The organism is Xanthomonas hortorum (assembly GCF_024339125.1).
In the GTDB taxonomy this organism is placed as follows: domain Bacteria; phylum Pseudomonadota; class Gammaproteobacteria; order Xanthomonadales; family Xanthomonadaceae; genus Xanthomonas; species Xanthomonas hortorum.
In genome coordinates this window covers 829032-848799 of sequence record NZ_CP101417.1, presented here as the reverse complement: position 1 = coordinate 848799, position 19768 = coordinate 829032, and the positions used below count along the sequence as shown (strand labels likewise).

Sequence of the window (19768 nt, the reverse complement as noted above, 5' to 3'; positions counted from 1 at the left end):
GCTTGCAACCGTGCAAAACGACACCCTCGACTGGTCCTTGCCCGCCCACCGTCGCGGGACCTTACGCGGCATGGATGCCGCGTAAGAGCCTACATGGACGTACTTGCGGCGTGTCTCGCGATGGTAGGCGGGCAAGGGCCCTGCAGCCAACAAGCAGATCAGCGGCTTTACAGCTGATCTATGAGCATCGTCCAATCACATCCTCCAATCGTTTCAAGACGACCGAGATCTCACGGTCTTGAAGTGACCGACAAAACGTCGCGCGCAATTGGCAACACGGTTATGGACGGTACGCTCAGAACCGGCATGTACGCGTGGTACATGCCGCATCGAGCAACCAGCGCTGAGCATCCGCATCGAGCAACAGCGGCGCACGCTTGATGGCCGCACAGCGCTGCAACTCAGGAGCGGTCTGCGACAGGTGTTTCCTTGACCAGTGCCAGATCGTCCACGCTGACGTCTTCGGTGTAATCCAGCCAGGCACGGATTTCCAGGTCCTCCACCGCATGTTCCAGGCCTACCGGCATGCGGATGCGTCCCGCCGCATCGGGCACTACCCATTGCTGGGCCAGCACCACCTTGCGCTCGGACGACACTGCTTCCACCCAGAACGCACGCGTGGGCCGGCGTTTTGCATACAGCTCCAGCATGTAGCGGCCGGCCTCGGTCTTGCGCGCAGTCTGGGTGAGCATGATCGGCTGACGCACGCGTGGGCGCGGGCCTTGTTGGCTGGTATCCAATGGCGCATCGACGGCGATGCCGCGGGTCAGGTCCGGATCGCGATACAGCTTCATGCTCTGCTGGCGGTCGACCACCAGTGCGCACCAGTCGCCGTCGGCCGAGCCGTCTTCGAATGCCGTGCAGCGATCCACATACGCCAGCGTGCCCTCGGTGTGTGTGCGATCGAACTGGCGCGAAGTGTTTTCCAGATACACCGTTTTCAGATTGGTGTCCTCGTCGTATTCCAGCAGCACCGGCGGGCGTACCTGCTGCACGCCCACCACCACATCGCCATTGCCGTTGATGCGCAGCATGCGTGTGCTGCGCCCGGTCCATAGCGTGCGTGCGTAGGCGAGATAGCGCGGGTAGTCCTTGCCGCTGTCGCGACTGGCCGCCACGCTGGCGCTGGGTGGCGCATCGCTGGCCAGCAGCGAACGGCCGAAGCCCAGCGTGCGCATACCCGGTTCCAGCAACTGCAGCAGCGTTGCGCCCGAATCCAGTGTGCTGCCGGCGCGCGTGACCACTTGCTGCGGCGCGATGTCCTTGCCCAGGAACAGCAGCAGGTTTTCGCGCTTCTGCTTGGCGAGTACATCGCTGAGATCGTTGGGCATCGCCAGGTGATCGGAGGCGATCACGATGATGGTGTTCTTGCCGTAGCGGCTGTTGCGAATGCGCGCGACCAGCTCGCCGATCAACCGATCGCTGCACTTGATCGCATGCAACAAACCGATGTCGCCCAGCGCGCTGTCGTAGTGCTGGCCTTTGCATGCCAGTGGCAAGTGGCCGGCAGGATGGTGGGTGTCCATGGTCAGCGTGGTGAGCATGAACGGCTGGCCGGCGCGCGACAGCGTCTGGAAGCTGTCCCAGGCATCGTCCAGCAGCACATCGTCGTGCACGCCCCAGGCGGAAAAATGTTTCGGCGCCACGCCCTTGTCGCGGAAGTAGCTGACGTCGTGCATCACATCGAACCCATGGCTGGACAGAAAACTGCCCTTGCCGGCAAAGCTGGCATCGGCACCACCAACGTAGTGATTGCGGTAGCCCTGATCCTTGAGATAGTCGCCCAGGCAGCGCGCCTCCGGCAGGAACAGGCCCATGCGGCCCATGCTGTTTTCATCGCCGGGCGCGGTGGTCAGCGGCACGCCGCACATCGAGGCGACCATGCCGGCAATGGTCCAGCCGCTGCCTTCGGTGGAGGTGAGGTTGCGCACGTCCACTGCTTCGGTGGCCAGCGCGCGCAGGTTCGGCATCAGGCCGGGAAACACGTCTTCGTCGAAGTAGGTGCGTTCCAGACTTTCGCCGTAGATCCACACGATGTTCTTGCGCTTCTGCAACGGCTGCTGCGGTACCAGATATTCCGGCACCACGGTGGCGTAATCCACCGGGCGCAACTGGTAGTACAGGCGCTTGCCATCGCGATACAGCGGGCTGACCGCGATGCTGACCAGCAACATCGTCACGAACGCAGCGAACACCGCACCACCACCGCGGGGGCGACGGAAACGCCGCACCTTGAGCAGCACCAGCGGGCTGAGCGACAGCAGCACCATGCCGATGAACACGGCGATGTAGCCGGAAAAATCGCTGACCCCGGCGCCGTCCATGTCGGCGCGCAAGTGGTACGGCGTTGCGGCGTTGATGCCATCGCCGCTGAGCCGGTCGACTAGGCCCCAGGCGCTAAGCAGCAGCAACAGCAACGACAGCAGGCCAGCCTTCAACCACGCCAGACGCGGCGAGGCGACCAACAACCAAAGCAACAGCAACAACGAGAACAACAACATCCAATGCATGCGGCAGCGTCCGTGGGGGAATGATGCGAGCGCGTACCGGACGCCTTGCTCGCCTGTCCTGTGCGCCACCTGCAATGTGACACCCGGATGACGGACTATGCCGCGCTGAAGCTGACTGAAATGTTTGCTGGAGCCGAGCGCCTGCCGCAACGCGGCGCAGCGCGCGCGCTGACGATCAGCTGGTCGCGGTGGCGCTCGCTGGAGATTCGCGGTCTCTGCATTCCGCACCTGGCGTGCTTCTCGCACATGGGCGACGTCTCGATAGCGCCACATCGCCCGACCGCTGGACGCAGCGGTCTTGGCAAGCGACGCCCGGTGGAGCCATGTCGCGCCCGGGTGCGCTCCTACGCGGGGGGGGGTTGTGTGTGGCGCTATCGGTGCCCGCGTTCCTCGCGTGCACGCACGCGGCGGTCGAAGAACAATGCACTGAGCACGATACCCAGACCCAGGAAGACCCCGAGCAGAAACAGCATCATTGCAATCGCCGGATAGCCCCACAGTTTCAAGCCGGTTTCGATGCGCATCATCTGCGCCGAGGCCATGATCAGCGCCGCCGTCACGATGCCGGCCGCCACCCGGTTGGCGATCTTCTGCAGGCTTTCCATCAGATGCGATTCTTCCAGCCCGGTGACGCGCATCTGCAGGCGGTTCTCTGCAGCCAGCGAGAGAATCTCGGACATGCGGCGCGGCCCTTCGCGCACCAGATGCTGCAGTTCCATCGCCTCGCTGGCCAGGTTGGCGGCGGACAGGGATTTTTTCAGGCGCGCACGCATCACGTGCTGCAGATGGCGCTCGACGATGCGGCGCGTATCCAGGGTGGGCGACAACGCGCGGCACACGCCTTCCAGATTCAATAGCGTCTTGCCGAGCAGGCTCAACTCCGGCGGCGTGCGCAGGCCGTTGGCGGTGGCGATGCGCACCAGATCCAGCACCACGCGGCCTTCGGAGGTGGTGTCGTGGGCGGCGTAGCGGGCGATCATCTGCCCGGTTTCGCGCTGGTAGCGGTCTTCGTCGTAATCCTCCAGCCGGGTGCTCAGCGCGATGGTCTCTTCGGCGACCTCTTCGCCGCGGCCATCGACGGCGGCGAACAGCAGCTTGAGCAAGCGCTCGCGCAGGCGCGGCGGCACGTGCGCGACCATGCCCAGGTCGAAGATCGCCAAGCGCCCGTCCTGCAGCACGCGCAGGTTGCCCGGATGCGGGTCGGCATGGATTTCGCCATGCACGAACATCTGGTCCAGATAACCCTTGACCAGCTCCGCGGCCAGGGTGTCCATCGGCTGTTCGGTGCGACGCAGGCCGGAGATCTTGTCCACGCGCACGCCTTCGGCCAGCTGCATGGTGAGCACCTTGCGGCTGCTCAGGTCCCAGATCGGTTGCGGGATCCACAGCATCGGAAACGGCTTGAGGTGCTTGCCGAAGCGCACCAGCGTTTCGGCTTCGTCCTCGTAATTGAGTTCGGCGCGCAGGGTCTTGCCGAATTCGCCCAGCCAGTCGGCAAAGCGCACGCGCCGGCCGATGCCGGTCAGCCGGTCGGCAGCGGTGGCAAAGCTCTTGAGCACATCCAGGTCCGAGCGCACCTGCGCGGCCACTTCGGGCTTTTGCACCTTGATCGCCACCGGGGTGCCGTCGCGCAAGGCGGCGCGATGTACCTGCGCCAGCGAGGCGCAGCCCAGCGGCACCGGATCGAAAAACGAGAAGGCCTTGTTGACCGAGACGCCGAGTTCTTCTTCGATGATCTGGCGGATGCGCTCCACCGGCACCGAATTGGTGTTTTCCTGCATGCGCTCCAGCGCGGTGGCAAATTCCGGCGGCACGATGTCCGGGCGCGTGGACAGCATCTGGCCCAGTTTGACGAAGGTGGGGCCGAGTGCCTCCAGATCGGAGACGAATTGGTCCGGGGTGCCTTCGGCAGGCACTTCGTACTCGTTGATCGCCGCCGGGTCCAGGTTCATGCCGGCAAACACGCCCGAGCCGCGATAGCGCAGCAACAGGCGCAGGATCTGGGTACGCCGGCTCATGCCGCCCACCACGGCGTTATCGGCCGGGATCGCGGCCTGGGCCGGCGTGCGGGAAGGATCGTTCGGACTCAAGGCCATCTCCGGCACTCGTGCAATCGCTGAGTGTGGCCAGCGCTGGGTGGTGACGTGGTGAATCCGACGCACCCCATCACCCCATGCGGGCGCTGGATCGGCGAGAATCCAGCGCCACCCACGAAGGACTCCCGCATGGCCGGTGCCAGCCTGTTCACCCTGCTCGACGACATCGCCACCCTGCTGGACGACGTTTCCATCCTGACCAAGGTCGCGGCCAAGAAGACCGCCGGCGTGCTCGGCGACGATCTGGCGCTCAACGCGCAGCAGGTGACCGGCGTGACCGCCGACCGCGAATTGCCGGTGGTGTGGGCGGTGGCCAAGGGCTCGCTGGTCAACAAGGTGATCCTGGTGCCGGCAGCGCTGGCGATCAGCGCGCTGGAAGCCTGGCTGCGCGGGCGCGGCTACAACGTGCCGCTGGTGATGCCACTGATGATGATCGGCGGCGCCTACCTGTGTTTCGAGGGTGTGGAGAAGCTGGCACACAAGTTCCTGCATAACGAGGAAGAAGAAGCGCAGCGGCATGCCGAACGCACCCGCGCGCTGGCCGACGAGAGCGTGGACGTGGTGGCGCTGGAGAAGGACAAGGTCAAGGGTGCGATCCGCACCGACTTCATCCTCTCGGCAGAGATCATCGTGCTGTCGCTGGGCGTGGTGGCCGGGGTGTCGTTCGGCCAGCAGGTCGCGGTACTGGTGGCGATCGCGCTGGCGATGACGATCGGTGTGTACGGCCTGGTCGCGGCCATCGTCAAGCTGGACGACCTGGGCCTGTACCTGAGCAAGAAGGGCGCGGCGTTGGCGGCACTGGGTCGCGGCATTCTGGTGGCCGCACCGTGGCTGATGAAGTTCCTGTCGGTGGCCGGCACGCTGGCGATGTTCCTGGTTGGCGGCGGCATCCTGGTGCACAACATCCCGGCGCTGCACCACGTCGTGCAGGACCTGACCAAGTCGGCTGGCGGCATGGGTTGGTTGGTCGATGCACTGGGCAACATGCTGGTTGGCGTGGTCGCTGGCGCGATCGTGCTGGGCGCGGTGATGCTGTTCCAGAAGCTGCGCGGGAAAAAACCGGCGCATTGACGCCGCGTCACGGCCGCCGGTTTGGGAGGCAACTCGGCGCCGGTGTGGCGTCGTTAGCTGGCGTCGGTCGAGCGCAATGGCAATGGCAAGGGCGATGACGGCGGCTGCCAACGATCCGCCAGTGACTGCCGGCCGTTTGCGAGTGCCCATCTGCACGATGGCGCCGCCGTTTCGGGCATTGCGTCACGGCGGCTGCGTACCTGACGAAGCGAGGTTCGTGATTCCGATGTTGCGCGCATCTTCCGGCGGTCGCCATTGCTAGGGTGTGCTTCGTGGGTGGTATCGGACTGTGCTGCATGACGGCAGCCTGACGTAGAGACCGGTCCACGACTGCCGCAGCGCGATGCAGGAGGGATGCGTGAAGAAAACGGCTGAGGAACAAGACAACACGCATGCGGCGCGGCTTGCCGTGCAGCGGACGGATCAAGCGCCCCAGGGAATGCCTGCAGCGGATCGGGATGCGGTACCGGTCGGCGGCTCTCTCGGCATTGGTCGGCGGCGCTTTCTCGGTTTGGGCTCGGCAGCAATGGCCGCGGCCATCGTGGGGGTTCCAGCCAGCGCAGCCACGCCCGCGAGCGCTCAGATGCGCGCGACCTGGATCACCAGTGTGTTCAATCTCGACTGGCCAAGTGCTGCGTCCGCACGGATCGTCGACCCTGCCGAACGCATCGCGGTGCAGCAGCGGGAATTGCTGGCAATCGTCGATCAGGCCCAGGCGCTGCATTTGAATACCCTGGTCTTTCAGGTCAAGCCCTGTGCCGATGCGCTGTACCGCTCGCGCATCCTGCCATGGTCGCCGGTCATGACCGGCGTTCTAGGCAAAGACCCGGGTTTCGACCCGCTGGCATTCTTGCTGCGGCATGCGCATGCGCGGGGCATCCAGGTGCATGCCTGGCTCAATCCCTATCGTGTTTCGACCGGCCTGGACCAGGCCACGCTGGATGCGTTTGCCACTGCGTCGAACGATTCGCCGCAGAGCGTGTATCTGCGCCACCCCGACTGGGTAGGCGTGGCGGCCAATCGGCTGGTGCTCGATCCCGGCATTCCGGCCGTGCGTCGCTGGATCTGTGGTGTGGTCGCCGAGCTGGTGGCGTTCTACCACGTGGATGGGGTGCAATTCGATGACTACTTCTACACCGAATCGGCGCAGTCTCCCCTCGACGATGCACAGACCTATGCCGCCCACGGGGCCGGATTTGCCGACAAAGGGGATTGGCGCCGCGACAACACCTATCGATTGATGCGGGAGGTGGCCAGGACCATTCGGGCGATCAGGCCAGGGGTGGCATTTGGGGTCAGCCCGGCCGGAGTGTGGCGCAATCGTCAGGATGATCCGTTGGGCTCGGACACACAGGCCGGTGCGCCCGCATTCGATACCGCTTATGCCGATACCCGCCGTTGGGTTCGCGAAGAACTCGTGGACTACATCGTGCCGCAGATCTACTGGCCGCTGGCACGCCAGGCAGTGCGCTACGACACCATCGCACGCTGGTGGGCGGACGCCGTGCGCGGTCGGCGCGTGCAACTCTATATCGGCATGGCGCTGTACAAAGTCGGCACTGCCAACGCACTGGAGCCGGATTGGACAGTGGACGGCGGTGTGCCCGAGATCGCCCGCCAGCTGGACGTGAATGCATCGCTGCCTGAGGTTGGCGGCTGCATGTTGTTTCGCCACGGATTTCTCGCTGCGGCCCAGACGCAGCAGGTGGTGGACTATCTCAGGCTGCGTTGGCAGAGCCCTTGAAGCGATTGGCGAGACGCCTGTCCAGCCAATGAGGCGACGGAGGGCGCTGACTCTGCTTGCCCCACGCAGGCGTCGGGTCCGGTGCGGGGACGCACCTGTCGGCACGTACCGCTAATCCGCGCTGATCACCCGGTTCTTGCCGGCCGACTTGGCGTCGTACATGGCGCGGTCGGCGCGGCGGATCACATCGTCCTGGGATTCGTCGAGATGGCGCAGTGCCACGCCGCCGCTGAAGCTGATGAACACGCGCACGTCGTCGTGCAGCAACGAGCGTTGTGCCAGCGCGCGCTGCAGGCGGATCACCGCTGCGCTGGCTTCGAAGATGGTGGAGTCCGGCAACAGCAGCACGAATTCTTCGCCGCCGAAGCGGGCGATGGCATCGGTGGTGCGCAGCACGGCCTTGGCAACGTCCACGGTGTGGCGCAGCGCGGCGTCGCCGCCGGCATGGCCGTGGGTCTCGTTGAGGCGGCGGAAGTCGTCCAGGTCCAGCATCGCCACGCATAGCGGCTGCCCGCTGCGCTGGGTGCGTGCGGCTTCGCGCTGGAACAGTTCTTCGAAACCGCGCCGGTTGAGCGCGCCGGTGAGCTGGTCTTCGCGCACCAGGCCGGCCACGTCCTTGAGTTCCTGTTCGAGCGAGGCGATGCGCTGTTCGGAATCTTCGACCTGGCGGCGAGCCGAGAGCAGTTCGTCGCGTGCGGCCAGTGCCTGCGCCTGCACCCCGGCGGTGTCCTGCAGCAGGTCCTGCAACAGGCGATTGAGATCCGGAATGCCGCGTGCGTCGCCGATCGCCTGCGAATAACCGGCAACGCGATCATGGTATTCGCCGGTGCTGGTGGCCATGCCGTCCAGCCGGTCGACGAAGGACACCATCATCTCGCGCATGGCGGTCTTGGAGTCGGCGATGCCTTGCTTGAGCAGGCCTTGCTTGTAGATGACCTCGCGCAAGGTGCCGCGTGCCTGTTCGATCGAGCCGACGTCCAGCGGGCCGGAAATCAGTTGCCGCACCACCGAGATCTGGCCCTGCAGCCAGCTGCGGTCGTCGAGCAGTTCGCCCACGTTCTCCAGCAACAGGTCGAACAGGCCGAGCAACAGGTTCTGTTGCTCGCTGGCATCTTCGGCGCGCAGGCCGATCTGGTGGCTCAGCTCGCGCAGCCGCTGTTCCAGCGTGATCAGCTCATGCCCCGGGCGCCAGTGGCGCAGCGCCGAGGCCAGTGTCTGCGCCTCTTCGGCCAGCTCCGGGCTGCGTTGCAGCAGCGTGGCCAGCGCGTTGCCCAATGCATGCCGCAGCAGATCGCGCAGCTGCTCGGCCTCGGTGCGGCCTTCGGCCAGCGAATCGCCGGTGTCGACGGTGCGGATGTACTTGTCGATCAACTGGCGCAGGCCGCGGCCGTAGCCAGGCCAGTCGCCGGCCGCGTAAGCCGCGCTCAGGCGCACGCCCATGTCGCCGAGTTCGCCGTGCAGGCTGGCGATGCCTTCGGCAAACGACAGCAACAAGGCCTCCGGATGCGACGCATGCGAGAACAGGCGCATCAGCAAGGCAGTGGCGGCGGCAGGATCGTGCGCGCCGGATTTGGTCTTGGCCGGCACCAATTGATGCGCCGCCAGGCCGTGCCCCCTGCGCTCGCTGTTCAGCACTGCCGGCAGGGCCGCAGCCGGGCGCGCGCTGTCCGCCCCGCCCCAGGGCAACAGGCGACGCAGCCCGCCACGTGGGCGGCTCGGGAGTTCAGGCTGGTCTGCCATGCGCCATGGGTCTCAAAAGTCGTAGTGCTATCGCTCGTTATCGGCGCGCAGGCGGGTGGCTTAAGCGGGCCAGACAAGAGTCCGTATGACCAGCATGCGCGCATCGGCCAGGCAGGGGCGCGACCAGTGCTGCGCGCGTGCGCATGAACAAGTCATACAAGTGACGGCGGGCGCCGCCGAAAGATCGCGCCTGCGGTGCATTGCAGTGCTGGTGCACCGATAGGGGCACGTCATTGCCCTGCAATGTGCGGCTTATGCCTGCATGCATGCGCAACCATGCGCAACGGAATGTCGGTTGTCGCAGAAAAGTCAGCACGTATTCACGCATTTTTTATTTGGTCGGGGTGTAGATTCATCTCCAAGGACAACGTGGAGTACGCGCGTCATCCCCGCTCCTCATTCGCAGCAGGTCGCCTGGCCGTAGTGGCAGACGATGGTTTCCGCTTCGCTGTTTTTCCGTCTCCACCCACTTTACGACGGACGTTTAGATGGTTGCCATGATGCCGCTGCACGCTACTACCGCACGCTTAGAGCGAAGCACGATGATCCCTACTCTGAAGAAGAGCGGGCGACCGCGCGATGCACGCGGGCGTTTCATCCGGCACCACGAGCGCCTGCCGGTCTCGTTGGCCGACACGCGTGGTGCGCTGTTCGTGGTGTCGGAGATGGCGGACTTCATCAAGGCCGGCGGTCTGGGCGATGTGGCCGCGGCGCTGCCACGCGCGCTGCGCCACCGTTACGACGTGCGGGTGTTGATCCCCGGCTACCGTGCGGTGCTGGCGCGCGCCGGCAAGGTGGAGATCGTCGGCCGGGTGTTGGCGCATGCTGCGCTGCCGGCCTGCGACATCGGCCGCATCGTGCAGTCCGATGGCCTGCCGATCTACATCCTGTTGTCCAAGGAACTGTTCGAACGCGACGGCTCACCGTATGTGAGCACCAGTGGTTCGGAGTTCGAAGACAACGCTATCCGCTTCGCTACCTTGTCGCATGCCGCCGCGCAGATTGCCGCCGGCCATGCGGGATTGGGTTGGAAGCCGCGCCTGCTGCACTTGAACGACTGGCCGTGCGCGTTGGCGGCAGCCTATGTGCGTTGGTCCGGCGGCACCACGCCGTGCCTGCTGACCATCCATAACCTGGCCTATCAGGGTCTGGTGCCGTATTCGATGGCCGCTGCGCTGGGCATCCCTGCCGAGCGGGTGGCCGAGCTGGAGTTCTACGGGCAGATGTCGTTCCTGCGCGGCGGCATCGTGCACGCCGACCACGTCAACACCGTCAGCGTCAGCTATGCCCAGCAGATCACTGGCCCGGCACAGGGCTGCGGGCTGGATCGCCTGCTGGCCGGTCGTGCGGCCAAGGGCGCGCTCACCGGTATCGTCAACGGCATCGACGCCAGCTGGGATCCGCGTACCGACGCACATCTGGATGCGCATTTCAGCGTCAATCATTGGCAGGGCCGTCAGGCCAACGCCGCGCAGGTGCGCAAGGCGTTCGGGCTGCGCGAAAGCACCGGCCCGTTGTTTGCGGTGGTCTCGCGGCTGGTGCATCAGAAAGGCCTGGACCTGATCTGCGAGGTCGCCCCGCAGATCGTGGCGGCCGGCGGCCAGATTGCAGTGATCGGCGGCGGCGAGCCGGAGATCGAACAACAGGTTGCCGAGCTGACCCGGCGTTATCCCGGCCAGGTCGGTGCCTTCATCGGTTTCGAAGAGGGCCTGGCGCGGCGCATGTTCGCCGGTGCCGACTTCCTGCTGATGCCCTCGCGCTTCGAGCCCTGCGGGCTGAGCCAGATGTATGCGCAGCGCTTCGGCTGCCTGCCGATCGCGCACGCCACCGGTGGCCTGATCGACACGGTGGATGACGGTGTCACCGGCTTCCTGTTCCAGCAGGCCAGCGTGGAAGCCTTGCGCCGCTGCCTGGAGCGCGCCTTCCGCACCTTCCGCCTGCCCAGCCTGCTGTCGGCGATGCGCCGTGCCGCGATGCTGCGCCCCAGCGGTTGGGATGTGGCCGGCAAGAAATACCTCTCCCTCTACGAACGCACCGCCGCCACTGCGCCCGCGCTTGCGACGGTGTCATGAGCGAACGGTTGGGCGTGCAGGGGCAGGAGACGGAAGCAGCGGCGGTGAGCATGGAAGAGGCGTCCGAAGTCATGCGGTGCGTGCAGGCGCTGGCCGATGGATTGCCCGCCGATGCCTTCGCGGTACTGGGCCCGCACACGCAGGCCGACGGCCGCCGCCTGGTGCGCGTGCTGGCACCCGGGGCCGAGGCGATGGGGCTGATCGATCCGCGCGGCAAGTTGTTGGCACGCATGCAGCCCGGCGCGATCGAGGGTGTGTTCGAAGGCATGCTGGCGGTGGAGGGCCCTTACCGGCTGCGCATCGTCTGGCCGGATGTGGTGCAGGAGATCGAAGACCCGTACGCGTTTGCCGCCACGCTGGATGAGTCCGTGCTGCTGCAGATTGCCGCAGGCGATGGCCAGGCGCTGCGCAGCGCCCTGGGCGCGCAGCATCTGCACTGCAACGATGTGCCGGGCGTGCGTTTTGCCGTGTGGGCGCCGCACGCGCAACGCGTGGCAGTGGTCGGCGACTTCAACGGTTGGGACCTGCGGCGGCATCCGATGCGCCAGCGGATTGGTGGTTTCTGGGAGCTGTTCCTGCCGCGCGTGGAAGCCGGTACCCGCTACAAGTACGCCATCACTGCCGCCGACGGCCGCGTGCTGCTCAAGGCCGACCCGGTGGCGCGCCAAAGCGAATTGCCGCCTGCCACGGCCTCGGTGGTACCGGGCGCTGCGGCGTTTGCGTGGACCGATGCTGCCTGGATCGCTTCGCGCGATGCGAGTGCGGCGCCGGCGCCACTGTCGATCTACGAAGTGCACGCCGCCTCCTGGCGCCGCGATGGGCATGACCAGCCGCTGGATTGGCCGGCACTTGCCGCACAACTGATTCCGTATGTGCAGCAGCTCGGCTTCACCCATATCGAGCTGCTGCCGATCACTGAGCATCCGTTCGGTGGCTCCTGGGGCTATCAACCGCTGGGCCTGTACGCGCCGACCGCGCGGCATGGCAGTCCGGACGGGTTTGCCCAATTCGTCGACGCCTGCCATCGCGCCGGCATCGGCGTGATCCTGGATTGGGTCAGCGCGCACTTCCCCGATGATGCGCACGGCCTGGCGCAGTTCGATGGCGCCGCCCTGTACGAACATGCCGACCCGCGCGAAGGCATGCATCGCGACTGGAATACGCTGATCTACAACTACGGCCGGCCGGAAGTGACCGCCTACTTGCTGGGCAGCGCGCTGGAGTGGATCGACCACTACCACCTCGACGGTCTGCGCGTGGATGCGGTGGCCTCGATGCTGTACCGCGACTATGGCCGCGCCGAAGGCGAGTGGGTGCCCAACGCGCATGGCGGGCGCGAGAATCTGGAAGCCGTCGCTTTCCTGCGCCAGCTCAACAGCGAGATCGCCACGCGCTTTCCCGGTGTGCTGACCATCGCCGAAGAATCCACCGCCTGGCCGGGCGTGACCGCGCCGATCAGTGAGGGCGGCCTGGGCTTTACGCACAAATGGAACATGGGCTGGATGCACGACACGCTGAGCTATATGCAGCGCGATCCGGCCGAGCGCGCGCAGCACCACAGCCAGCTGACCTTCGGACTGGTGTACGCGTTCTCCGAACGCTTCGTGCTGCCGCTCTCGCATGACGAAGTGGTGCATGGCACCGGTGGTCTGCTCGGTCAGATGCCCGGCGACGACTGGCGGCGCTTCGCCAATCTGCGCGCCTATCTGGCGCTGATGTGGGCGCATCCGGGCGACAAACTGCTGTTCATGGGTGCCGAATTCGGCCAATGGCGCGACTGGAATCACGACCAATCGCTGGACTGGCATCTGCTCGATGGCGCGCCGCATCGCGGCGTGCAGCAACTGGTGGGCGATCTCAACGCGGCCTTGCGTCGTGTGCCGGCTTTGTATCGCGGCACCCATCGCGCCGACGGCTTCGACTGGAGCGTGGCCGACGATGCGCGCAACAGCGTGCTGGCCTTCATCCGCCACGATCCCGATGGCGGCGTGCCCTTGCTGGCGGTGAGCAACCTCACCCCGCAACCGCACCACGACTATCGCGTCGGCGTGCCGCGTGCCGGCGGCTGGCGCGAAATCCTCAACACCGACAGTGCCCATTACGGCGGCAGCAATCTCGGCAACAGCGGTCGCCTTGCGACCGAGCCGATGGGCATGCACGGGCACGCACAACGCCTGCGCCTGACCTTACCGCCGCTGGCCACGATCTATCTGCAAGCGGAGAAATAACGATGAACGAGCGCAACGACACCCTGCCGGCATGGGGCGCATGGCCAGCGGGTGAGGGACAGGTGCGCTTTGCGCTCTGGGCACCGGATGCCAAGGGCGTGGATGTGGTCTTCGACGACGGCACGCGGGCTGCGCTGCAGGCGGGGCAGGACGGGTTTTTCAACGCGTTGATCCGCTGCGCCGCAGATGCGCGCTATCGCTACAGCATCGATGGCGGCGAGCCGGTGCCGGACCCGGCCTCGCGCTGGCAGCCCGAGGGCGTACACGGCCCCAGCGCCGTGCAGCCCAGCGATGGCTACGCCTGGCAGAACATCCAGTGGCAGGGACGGCCGTGGGACGAGGCGGTGATCTACGAACTGCACGTCGGCACCTGCGGCGGCTATGCCGGTGTGCAGGCGCAATTGCCGCAGCTGGCGGCAATGGGCATCACCGCGATCGAGCTGATGCCGTTGAGCGCGTTTCCGGGTGCGCATAACTGGGGCTACGACGGCGTGCTGCCGTACGCACCGGTGGAAGCCTATGGCACGCCGGACGAACTGAAGGCATTGATCGATGCCGCGCACGGGCATGGCCTGATGGTGTTGCTGGATGTGGTCTACAACCACTTCGGCCCGGACGGCAATTATCTGCACAGCTACGCCGGCCCGTTTTTCAACGAAGACAAGCCCACCCCGTGGGGCGCGGCGATCGATTTCCGCAAGCCGCAGGTGCAGCGTTACTTTCTCGACAACGCGCTGATGTGGTTGCACGAATACGGCTTCGACGGCCTGCGTCTGGATGCGGTGCACGCGATCACCCCGAACGCCTTCCTGGATACCTTGCGCGAGACCGTGCAGGCCAGTCTGCCGGCCGGTCGCCACGTGCATCTGGTGCTGGAGAACGAATTCAACCAGGCCTCGCAGCTGCAACGCGGCTACACCGCGCAGTGGGACGACGACTTCCACAACGCCTTGCATGTGTTGCTGACCGGTGAGGAGGAAGGCTATTACGCCGCGTTCGCCGATCAACCGACCCAGCATCTGGCGCGCGTGCTGGGCGAAGGCTTCGCCTATCAGGGCCAGCCGGATCCGCGTGGGCATGTGCGCGGCGAGCCCAGCGGTGGCCTGCCGCCACACAAGTTTGTGATCTTTGCGCAGAACCACGACCAGATCGGTAACCGTGCGCGGGGCGAGCGGTTGAGCGTGCTGGTGTCGCAACAACGCCTGCGCGCCGCACTGGCGTTGACCGCACTGACGCCGATGATTCCGCTGTTTTTCATGGGCGAACCGTGGGGTGCCACGCAGCCGTTCCTGTTCTTCACCGATTTTGGCCCGCCGCTGGACGATGCGGTGCGCGAAGGCCGTCGTCGCGAGTTTGCCCACTTCGCCGCGTTCGCCGACGAAGCGCAGCGCGCCACCATTCCCGACCCGAATAGCCACGCCACCTTCGCCGCATCGCGGTCGCCGATCGAAGACGCTGTGCAAGGCGAGGGCGCGCAGTGGACAGCATGGTTCACCGCCCTGCTGGGCGTGCGCCGCCAATGGTTGGTGCCAGGTCTTGCGCAAGCGCGCGCCGTGGGCGCCAGTGTGCTGGCCGAAGGCGCGGTGACTGCCAGCTGGGAGTTGCCGGGTGGGGTATGGCATATCGCCTTCAACCTCGGCACCTCTGCAGTGCCGATGCCGCCACTGCGCGGACGTGTGGCGCATGCTGAAAACGTCGCTGCCGATGCGCAGCAGTTGCCGGTCGATGGCTTCATCGCCTGGCATGAGGAGCGCGCATGAGTACGCGCGATCTGAGCAGGGCGGATCTGCACACGCTGGCCGCAGCGGCCGGGGTGATGGTGGATTGGGTGGATGCCAGCGACCAGCCGCGGCAGGTGTCCGAACAGTCGCTGCACGCGGTGCTCACTGCGCTGGAACTGCCTGCCGCCACCGCAGCGCAACGCGAAGACAGTCTGCGCCGCTGCAAGGCGCAGGCAATCGAGCCTGCACCGCTGTTGACCGTACAGGTGGCCGCGCTATTGCCCGTGTCGGTTACCCCTGATGCCAGCGGCCGTTGGGTGGACGACAGCGGCGCCAGCGAGCAAGCGCGTGCGGATGCGCAAGGACAGGTGCGCGCACCGCAGCGTTTCGGTTACTGGACGCTGCAGATCGGTGAGCTGACCCTGCAGGTCGCAGTGGCGCCGCAACGCTGCTTCAGCGTGGCCGATGCCTGCGGATTGCCGGCACCGCGTGCCTGGGGCATGGCGCTGCAGGTGTATTCGGCGCGCAGCATCGACGACGGTGGTATTGGTGACGCGTCCGGCACGGTGGAGTGGGTGCGGCATGCCGCGCTGGCTGGTGCCGATGCATTGGCATTGAGCCCGGTGCATGCCTCGCGCCCGGTCACCAGCGGCTACAGCCCGTATTCGCCCAGCGACCGGCGCTTTCTGGATCCGTTGCATGCCGCGCCGGTGCGCGTGCTGGGCGAACTGGCACTGGATGCAATCAACGAAGTGCCTGGGCTGCGCGAGCGTTTCGATACGCTGCACAACACTGCATTGATCGACTGGCCGGCGTCTGCGCAGGCCAAGTGGCAATTGCTGCGCCATCTGTACACACGCGTCGCAACCGACCATCCCGATCTGCTCGCCTTCCGCAACGAGGGCGGCGCTGCGCTGGAAGGCTTCGCAAGGTTTGCCGCGCAGGATTTCGGCGATGGCGATCCGCAGCTGCATGTATTCACGCAATGGCTGGCAGCACGCAGTTGGTCGGATGCACAGCGCGAAGCGCACGAGCGTGGCATGAAGATCGGTCTGATCGCCGATCTGGCCGTGGGCTTCGACCCGAATGGCGCCGAAGCGGCGGCTGCCGCAGACACCGTGTTGCGTGGCCTGGTGTTGGGCGCACCGCCGGATGCCTTCAATGCCGATGGCCAGCATTGGGGCATCGGCGCGTATTCGCCCACCGCATTGCGACGCAGCAGCTACGCGCCGTATATCGCGCTGCTGCGCGCGGTATTGCGCGACCGTGGCGGCATCCGTATCGACCATATTCTGGGGCTGTTGCGGCTGTGGGTGGTGCCCGAAGGTGCCAGCTCCAATGAAGGCGCGTATCTGGCCTATCCGCTGCACGATCTGCTCAATCTGCTCGCGCTGGAATCGTGGCGGCATCGCGCCATCGTGATCGGCGAAGACCTGGGTGTGGTGCCGCCCGGCATCCGCGAAGAACTGTCGCGGCGTGGCGTGATGGGCATCGATGTGTTGATGTTCACCCGCGACGACAACGGCGCCTTTGTGTCGCCGGCGTTGTGGCGGCCGGATGCGGTGGCCACCACCACCACCCACGATCTGCCCACCTTGACCGGCTGGCGCGAAGGCCGCGATATCGATTGGCGACGCAAGCTGGAACTGATCAAGCCCGCGCAGGCGAGCGACGATGCCGTCGCGCGCAGCAAGGATCTTGCACGTCTGGATGCGGCGGTCGAACACGCCGGCCTGAGCGCCGCGGACGACCCGCTGCTGGGCGCGCTGCGCTTCACCGCCACCAGCGTCTCGCCATTGGCCTTGTTGCCGGTGGAAGACGCGCTGGCGCTGGAAGAACAACCCAATCTGCCGGGCACCGTCGAGGTCCATCCCAATTGGCGCCGACGCTTGCCCGATCCCTTGCCGCATGCGCGCCTGAGTACGGCGCTGCAGGGCTTTGCCGAGGCGCGTCGCGTCGCGGCCGTTTCGGAACCGCATCCATGATCGATCTTCGCGCCACCGCCCGCCTGCAGCTGCATGCCGGCTTCACCCTGCACGATGCACTTGCGCAGGTGCCGTACTACGCCGGGCTCGGCATCAGCCATCTGTACCTGTCACCGATCGGCACTGCGGTACCCGGCTCCACGCACGGTTACGACAATATCGACCCGACCGTGGTCAATCCCGAACTCGGCGGCGAAGCCGCGTTGATCGCCTTGTCGCAGGCCGCGCGCGAACACGGCATGGGCTTGATTGCCGATATCGTGCCCAACCACATGGCCACGCACGTGGACAACGCGTGGTGGTGGGATGTCTTGCGTAACGGCCGCAGCGCCAAACATGCCGACTGGTTCGACATCGATTGGCGCGCCCCGGGCCGCGACGGCAAGTTGTGGCTGGCTGTACTGGATCGCCCGTATGCCACCGCGCTGGCCGAAGGGCTGATCACGCTGGTGGTCGAGGACGACGGCAGCGCGGCGCTGGCGCATTACGACCAGCGTTACCCGATCCGTCCGCAGACGCTGGACGTGCCGGAAAAAGCGGCACGTGCGCAGTGGTTGCGCGACTACAACGACGGCGCCAAACGCGGCGATGGCCGCCTGCACAAGCTGATCGAACGCCAGCCATATCGCTTGAACTGGTGGCGCGTGGGCAACGACATGCTCAACTACCGCCGCTTCTTCGATATCACCTCGTTGGTCGCATTGCGTGTGGAGCTGCCGGCGGTGTTCGACGCGGTGCATGCGTTGCCGCTGCGGCTGGTGGCCGAGGGCCATCTGGATGGCTTGCGTATCGATCACGTGGACGGCCTCACCGACCCCACCGGTTATGTGCGCAAGCTGCGCAGCCGGCTGGATGCGGCTGGCCGCCAGCGCGGACTCAAGCCCGGCACGTTGGCGCTGTATCTGGAAAAGATCCTCGCGCCCGGCGAAGCCTTGCCGGCCGACTGGCCCTGCGATGGCACCACCGGTTACGACTTCATGGACCAGGTGGGCGGCGTGCTGCATGACGCGGCCGGTTTCAAGCCATTGGCGCGTGCCTGGCAGAAGGTGAGCGGACGTAGTGGCGATTTCGCCCAGGAAGAACGCGCCGCACGCGACGAGATCCTGCGTGGCCCGCTGCAGACCGAGTTCAATCGCGCCGTGGGTGCACTGTCGGCATTGGCACGGCTGGACCCGCCAACGCGCGAGTTCAGCCCGCAGATGCTGGCGCGCGGCCTGTGCGTGTTGCTGCGCTGGTTCCCGGTGTACCGCACCTACGCCGGTGCCAAGGGCGTGACCGGCAGCGAGGCCGAGCGTTTGCGCGCCACCGCCGCGCGCGCGCGCGAGGGCATGCCGGAGTCGATCGTTGCGGCCGTCGATGCGATCGAGCGCTGGTTGCTCGACGATGCCGGCGCCGATCGCGCGCAGATCGCCTTGCGGCGCATCCTGCGTCGTCGCGTGGAGCAGTTGTCCGCACCGCTCAATGCCAAGTCGGTGGAAGACACCGCGTTCTATCGGCACGGCGTGCTGCTGTCGCGCAACGAGGTCGGCAGCCATCCGACCCACTTCGCCAATGAAGCGGCCGAGTTCCATGTGCAGAATCAAGAGCGCGCCAAACATTTCCCGCGTGCGCTGCTGGCCACCGCCACGCACGACCACAAGCGCGGCGAAGACCTGCGCATGCGGCTGGCGGTGCTCTCAGAGCAGCCGCGTTGGTGGATCGAGCAGAGCACGCAGTTCGATACCTTGACCGAGACACTGGAATCGCCGGCATTGGCCGGTGGCGACCAGCAGATGCTGTGGCAGACCCTGGTCGCCGCCTGGCCGATCGGCCTGGGCGCCGACCAGACCGAGCCGCTGGCTGCGTACGCCGAGCGCATCGCGCAATGGCTGCTCAAGGCAGTGCGCGAGGCCAAGCTGCACACCAGCTGGACCGATGGCTCGCCCGCTTACGAACAGGCCGTGCAAGCCACCGTGGAGCAGGTGTTGTGCAGCCGCGCCGGGCTGCCGCTGCGGCGTGCGCTGCTGCGCGCCAGCAACCACATCGCCGCCGCCGGCGCGCGCAATGCGCTGGTGCAAACCACGTTGCGCCTGACCGTGCCGGGCGTGCCCGATCTGTATCAGGGCACCGAAGGCTGGGATCTGTCGCTGGTGGATCCGGACAACCGCCGCCCGGTCGATTACGCGCAGCGCCAGCAATGGCTGGCGCAGGCGCGCGACTGGAACACGCTGCTGCGCAGCTGGCGCGATGGCGCGGTCAAGGCGCGTCTCACTGCGCTGCTGTTGCAGCTACGTGCCGAACATCCGGCGTTGTTCGCGCAGGGTGACTATCAGCCGCTCAACGTGGCGGTCAGTGGCGATGCGCAGGTGCTGGCGTTCCGTCGTCAGTACCGTGGCCAGTCGCTGGTGGTGGCGGTCACGCGACTGGGTGCCGGTGACCAGACCGAGGGCGATCTGCCGTTGCTGGTGCCGCCGGCACGTTGGGGTCAGGCGGCGTTGGCATTGCCGCAAGGCACATACCGTAATGTGCTCGATGGCAGCACGTTGCAGCCGCAGCAAGGCCGCCTGGCGCTATCCACGCTGTTTGCACGCGCGCCGGTGGCAGTGTTGACGACCCCCTAAG

10 protein-coding genes and 1 other RNA gene are annotated in these 19768 nt (G+C 66.2%); 7 read left to right on the top strand and 4 right to left on the bottom strand.

All coding sequences use genetic code 11. The annotated features are described in order from the left end of the window. Positions 1-245: 245 nt before the first annotated feature. From NMB96_RS03470 to NMB96_RS03460, 3 genes are all read right to left on the bottom strand, one after another. A non-coding RNA gene (locus NMB96_RS03470) (sX9 sRNA) lies at positions 246-323 on the bottom strand. 78 nt (positions 324-401) lie between these two features. Beyond that, positions 402-2510, bottom strand: a complete 2109-nt coding sequence (locus NMB96_RS03465; protein WP_255086247.1) for a phosphoglycerol transferase I — start codon at positions 2508-2510, stop codon at positions 402-404. 371 nt (positions 2511-2881) lie between these two features. Further along, positions 2882-4606, bottom strand: a complete 1725-nt coding sequence (locus tag NMB96_RS03460; protein WP_255086246.1) for an ABC1 kinase family protein — start codon at positions 4604-4606, stop codon at positions 2882-2884. Positions 4607-4735: 129 nt separating this feature from the next. Here NMB96_RS03460 and NMB96_RS03455 point away from each other — a divergent pair, with 129 nt between their 5' ends. Continuing rightward, positions 4736-5677, top strand: coding sequence for a DUF808 domain-containing protein (locus tag NMB96_RS03455; protein WP_168959108.1), 942 nt, complete (start codon positions 4736-4738; stop codon positions 5675-5677). A 439-nt stretch (positions 5678-6116) separates the two neighbouring features. Further along, complete coding sequence (locus NMB96_RS03450) at positions 6117-7421, top strand: glycoside hydrolase family 10-like protein (protein WP_255086924.1); 1305 nt, start codon at positions 6117-6119, stop codon at positions 7419-7421. A 111-nt stretch (positions 7422-7532) separates the two neighbouring features. Here the strand turns inward: NMB96_RS03450 and NMB96_RS03445 are convergent, their stop codons facing one another. Further along, positions 7533-9161: a GGDEF domain-containing protein gene (locus tag NMB96_RS03445; protein WP_255086244.1), complete on the bottom strand. Its 1629-nt coding sequence runs from the start codon at positions 9159-9161 to the stop codon at positions 7533-7535. Positions 9162-9649: 488 nt separating this feature from the next. On the opposite strand from NMB96_RS03445, the gene glgA reads away from it, so the two are divergent. The 5 genes from glgA to treY are packed head-to-tail and all read left to right on the top strand — an operon-like array spanning position 9650 to position 19767. After that, positions 9650-11233, top strand: coding sequence for a glycogen synthase GlgA (gene glgA, locus NMB96_RS03440; RefSeq protein ID WP_006449759.1), 1584 nt, complete (start codon positions 9650-9652; stop codon positions 11231-11233). Next, positions 11230-13461 (top strand): 1,4-alpha-glucan branching enzyme, encoded by a 2232-nt coding sequence (locus NMB96_RS03435; protein WP_255086243.1) that lies wholly within the window; start codon positions 11230-11232, stop codon positions 13459-13461. Before glgA ends, NMB96_RS03435 begins: the two co-directional genes overlap by 4 nt. A gap of 2 nt (positions 13462-13463) precedes the next feature. Next, positions 13464-15221 carry a malto-oligosyltrehalose trehalohydrolase gene (gene treZ, locus NMB96_RS03430; protein ID WP_023902326.1) on the top strand — a complete coding sequence of 586 codons (1758 nt, stop codon included), beginning with the start codon at positions 13464-13466 and terminating at the stop codon, positions 15219-15221. After that, positions 15218-17167: a 4-alpha-glucanotransferase gene (locus NMB96_RS03425; protein ID WP_255086241.1), complete on the top strand. Its 1950-nt coding sequence runs from the start codon at positions 15218-15220 to the stop codon at positions 17165-17167. Before treZ ends, NMB96_RS03425 begins: the two co-directional genes overlap by 4 nt. Next, complete coding sequence (treY, locus tag NMB96_RS03420) at positions 17164-19767, top strand: malto-oligosyltrehalose synthase (RefSeq protein WP_255086240.1); 2604 nt, start codon at positions 17164-17166, stop codon at positions 19765-19767. Before NMB96_RS03425 ends, treY begins: the two co-directional genes overlap by 4 nt. Position 19768 lies beyond the last annotated feature (1 nt).

Bases quoted from the DNA above. Each gene is read 5' to 3' on its own strand.
- NMB96_RS03465 (WP_255086247.1), bottom strand. From the start codon at position 2,510: ATGCATTGGATGTTGTTGTTCTCGTTGTTGCTGTTGCTTTGGTTGTTG.
- NMB96_RS03460 (WP_255086246.1), bottom strand. From the start codon at position 4,606: ATGGCCTTGAGTCCGAACGATCCTTCCCGCACGCCGGCCCAGGCCGCG.
- NMB96_RS03455 (WP_168959108.1), top strand. From the start codon at position 4,736: ATGGCCGGTGCCAGCCTGTTCACCCTGCTCGACGACATCGCCACCCTG.
- NMB96_RS03450 (WP_255086924.1), top strand. From the start codon at position 6,117: ATGCCTGCAGCGGATCGGGATGCGGTACCGGTCGGCGGCTCTCTCGGC.
- NMB96_RS03445 (WP_255086244.1), bottom strand. From the start codon at position 9,161: ATGGCAGACCAGCCTGAACTCCCGAGCCGCCCACGTGGCGGGCTGCGT.
- glgA (WP_006449759.1), top strand. From the start codon at position 9,650: ATGGTTGCCATGATGCCGCTGCACGCTACTACCGCACGCTTAGAGCGA.
- NMB96_RS03435 (WP_255086243.1), top strand. From the start codon at position 11,230: ATGAGCGAACGGTTGGGCGTGCAGGGGCAGGAGACGGAAGCAGCGGCG.
- treZ (WP_023902326.1), top strand. From the start codon at position 13,464: ATGAACGAGCGCAACGACACCCTGCCGGCATGGGGCGCATGGCCAGCG.
- NMB96_RS03425 (WP_255086241.1), top strand. From the start codon at position 15,218: ATGAGTACGCGCGATCTGAGCAGGGCGGATCTGCACACGCTGGCCGCA.
- treY (WP_255086240.1), top strand. From the start codon at position 17,164: ATGATCGATCTTCGCGCCACCGCCCGCCTGCAGCTGCATGCCGGCTTC.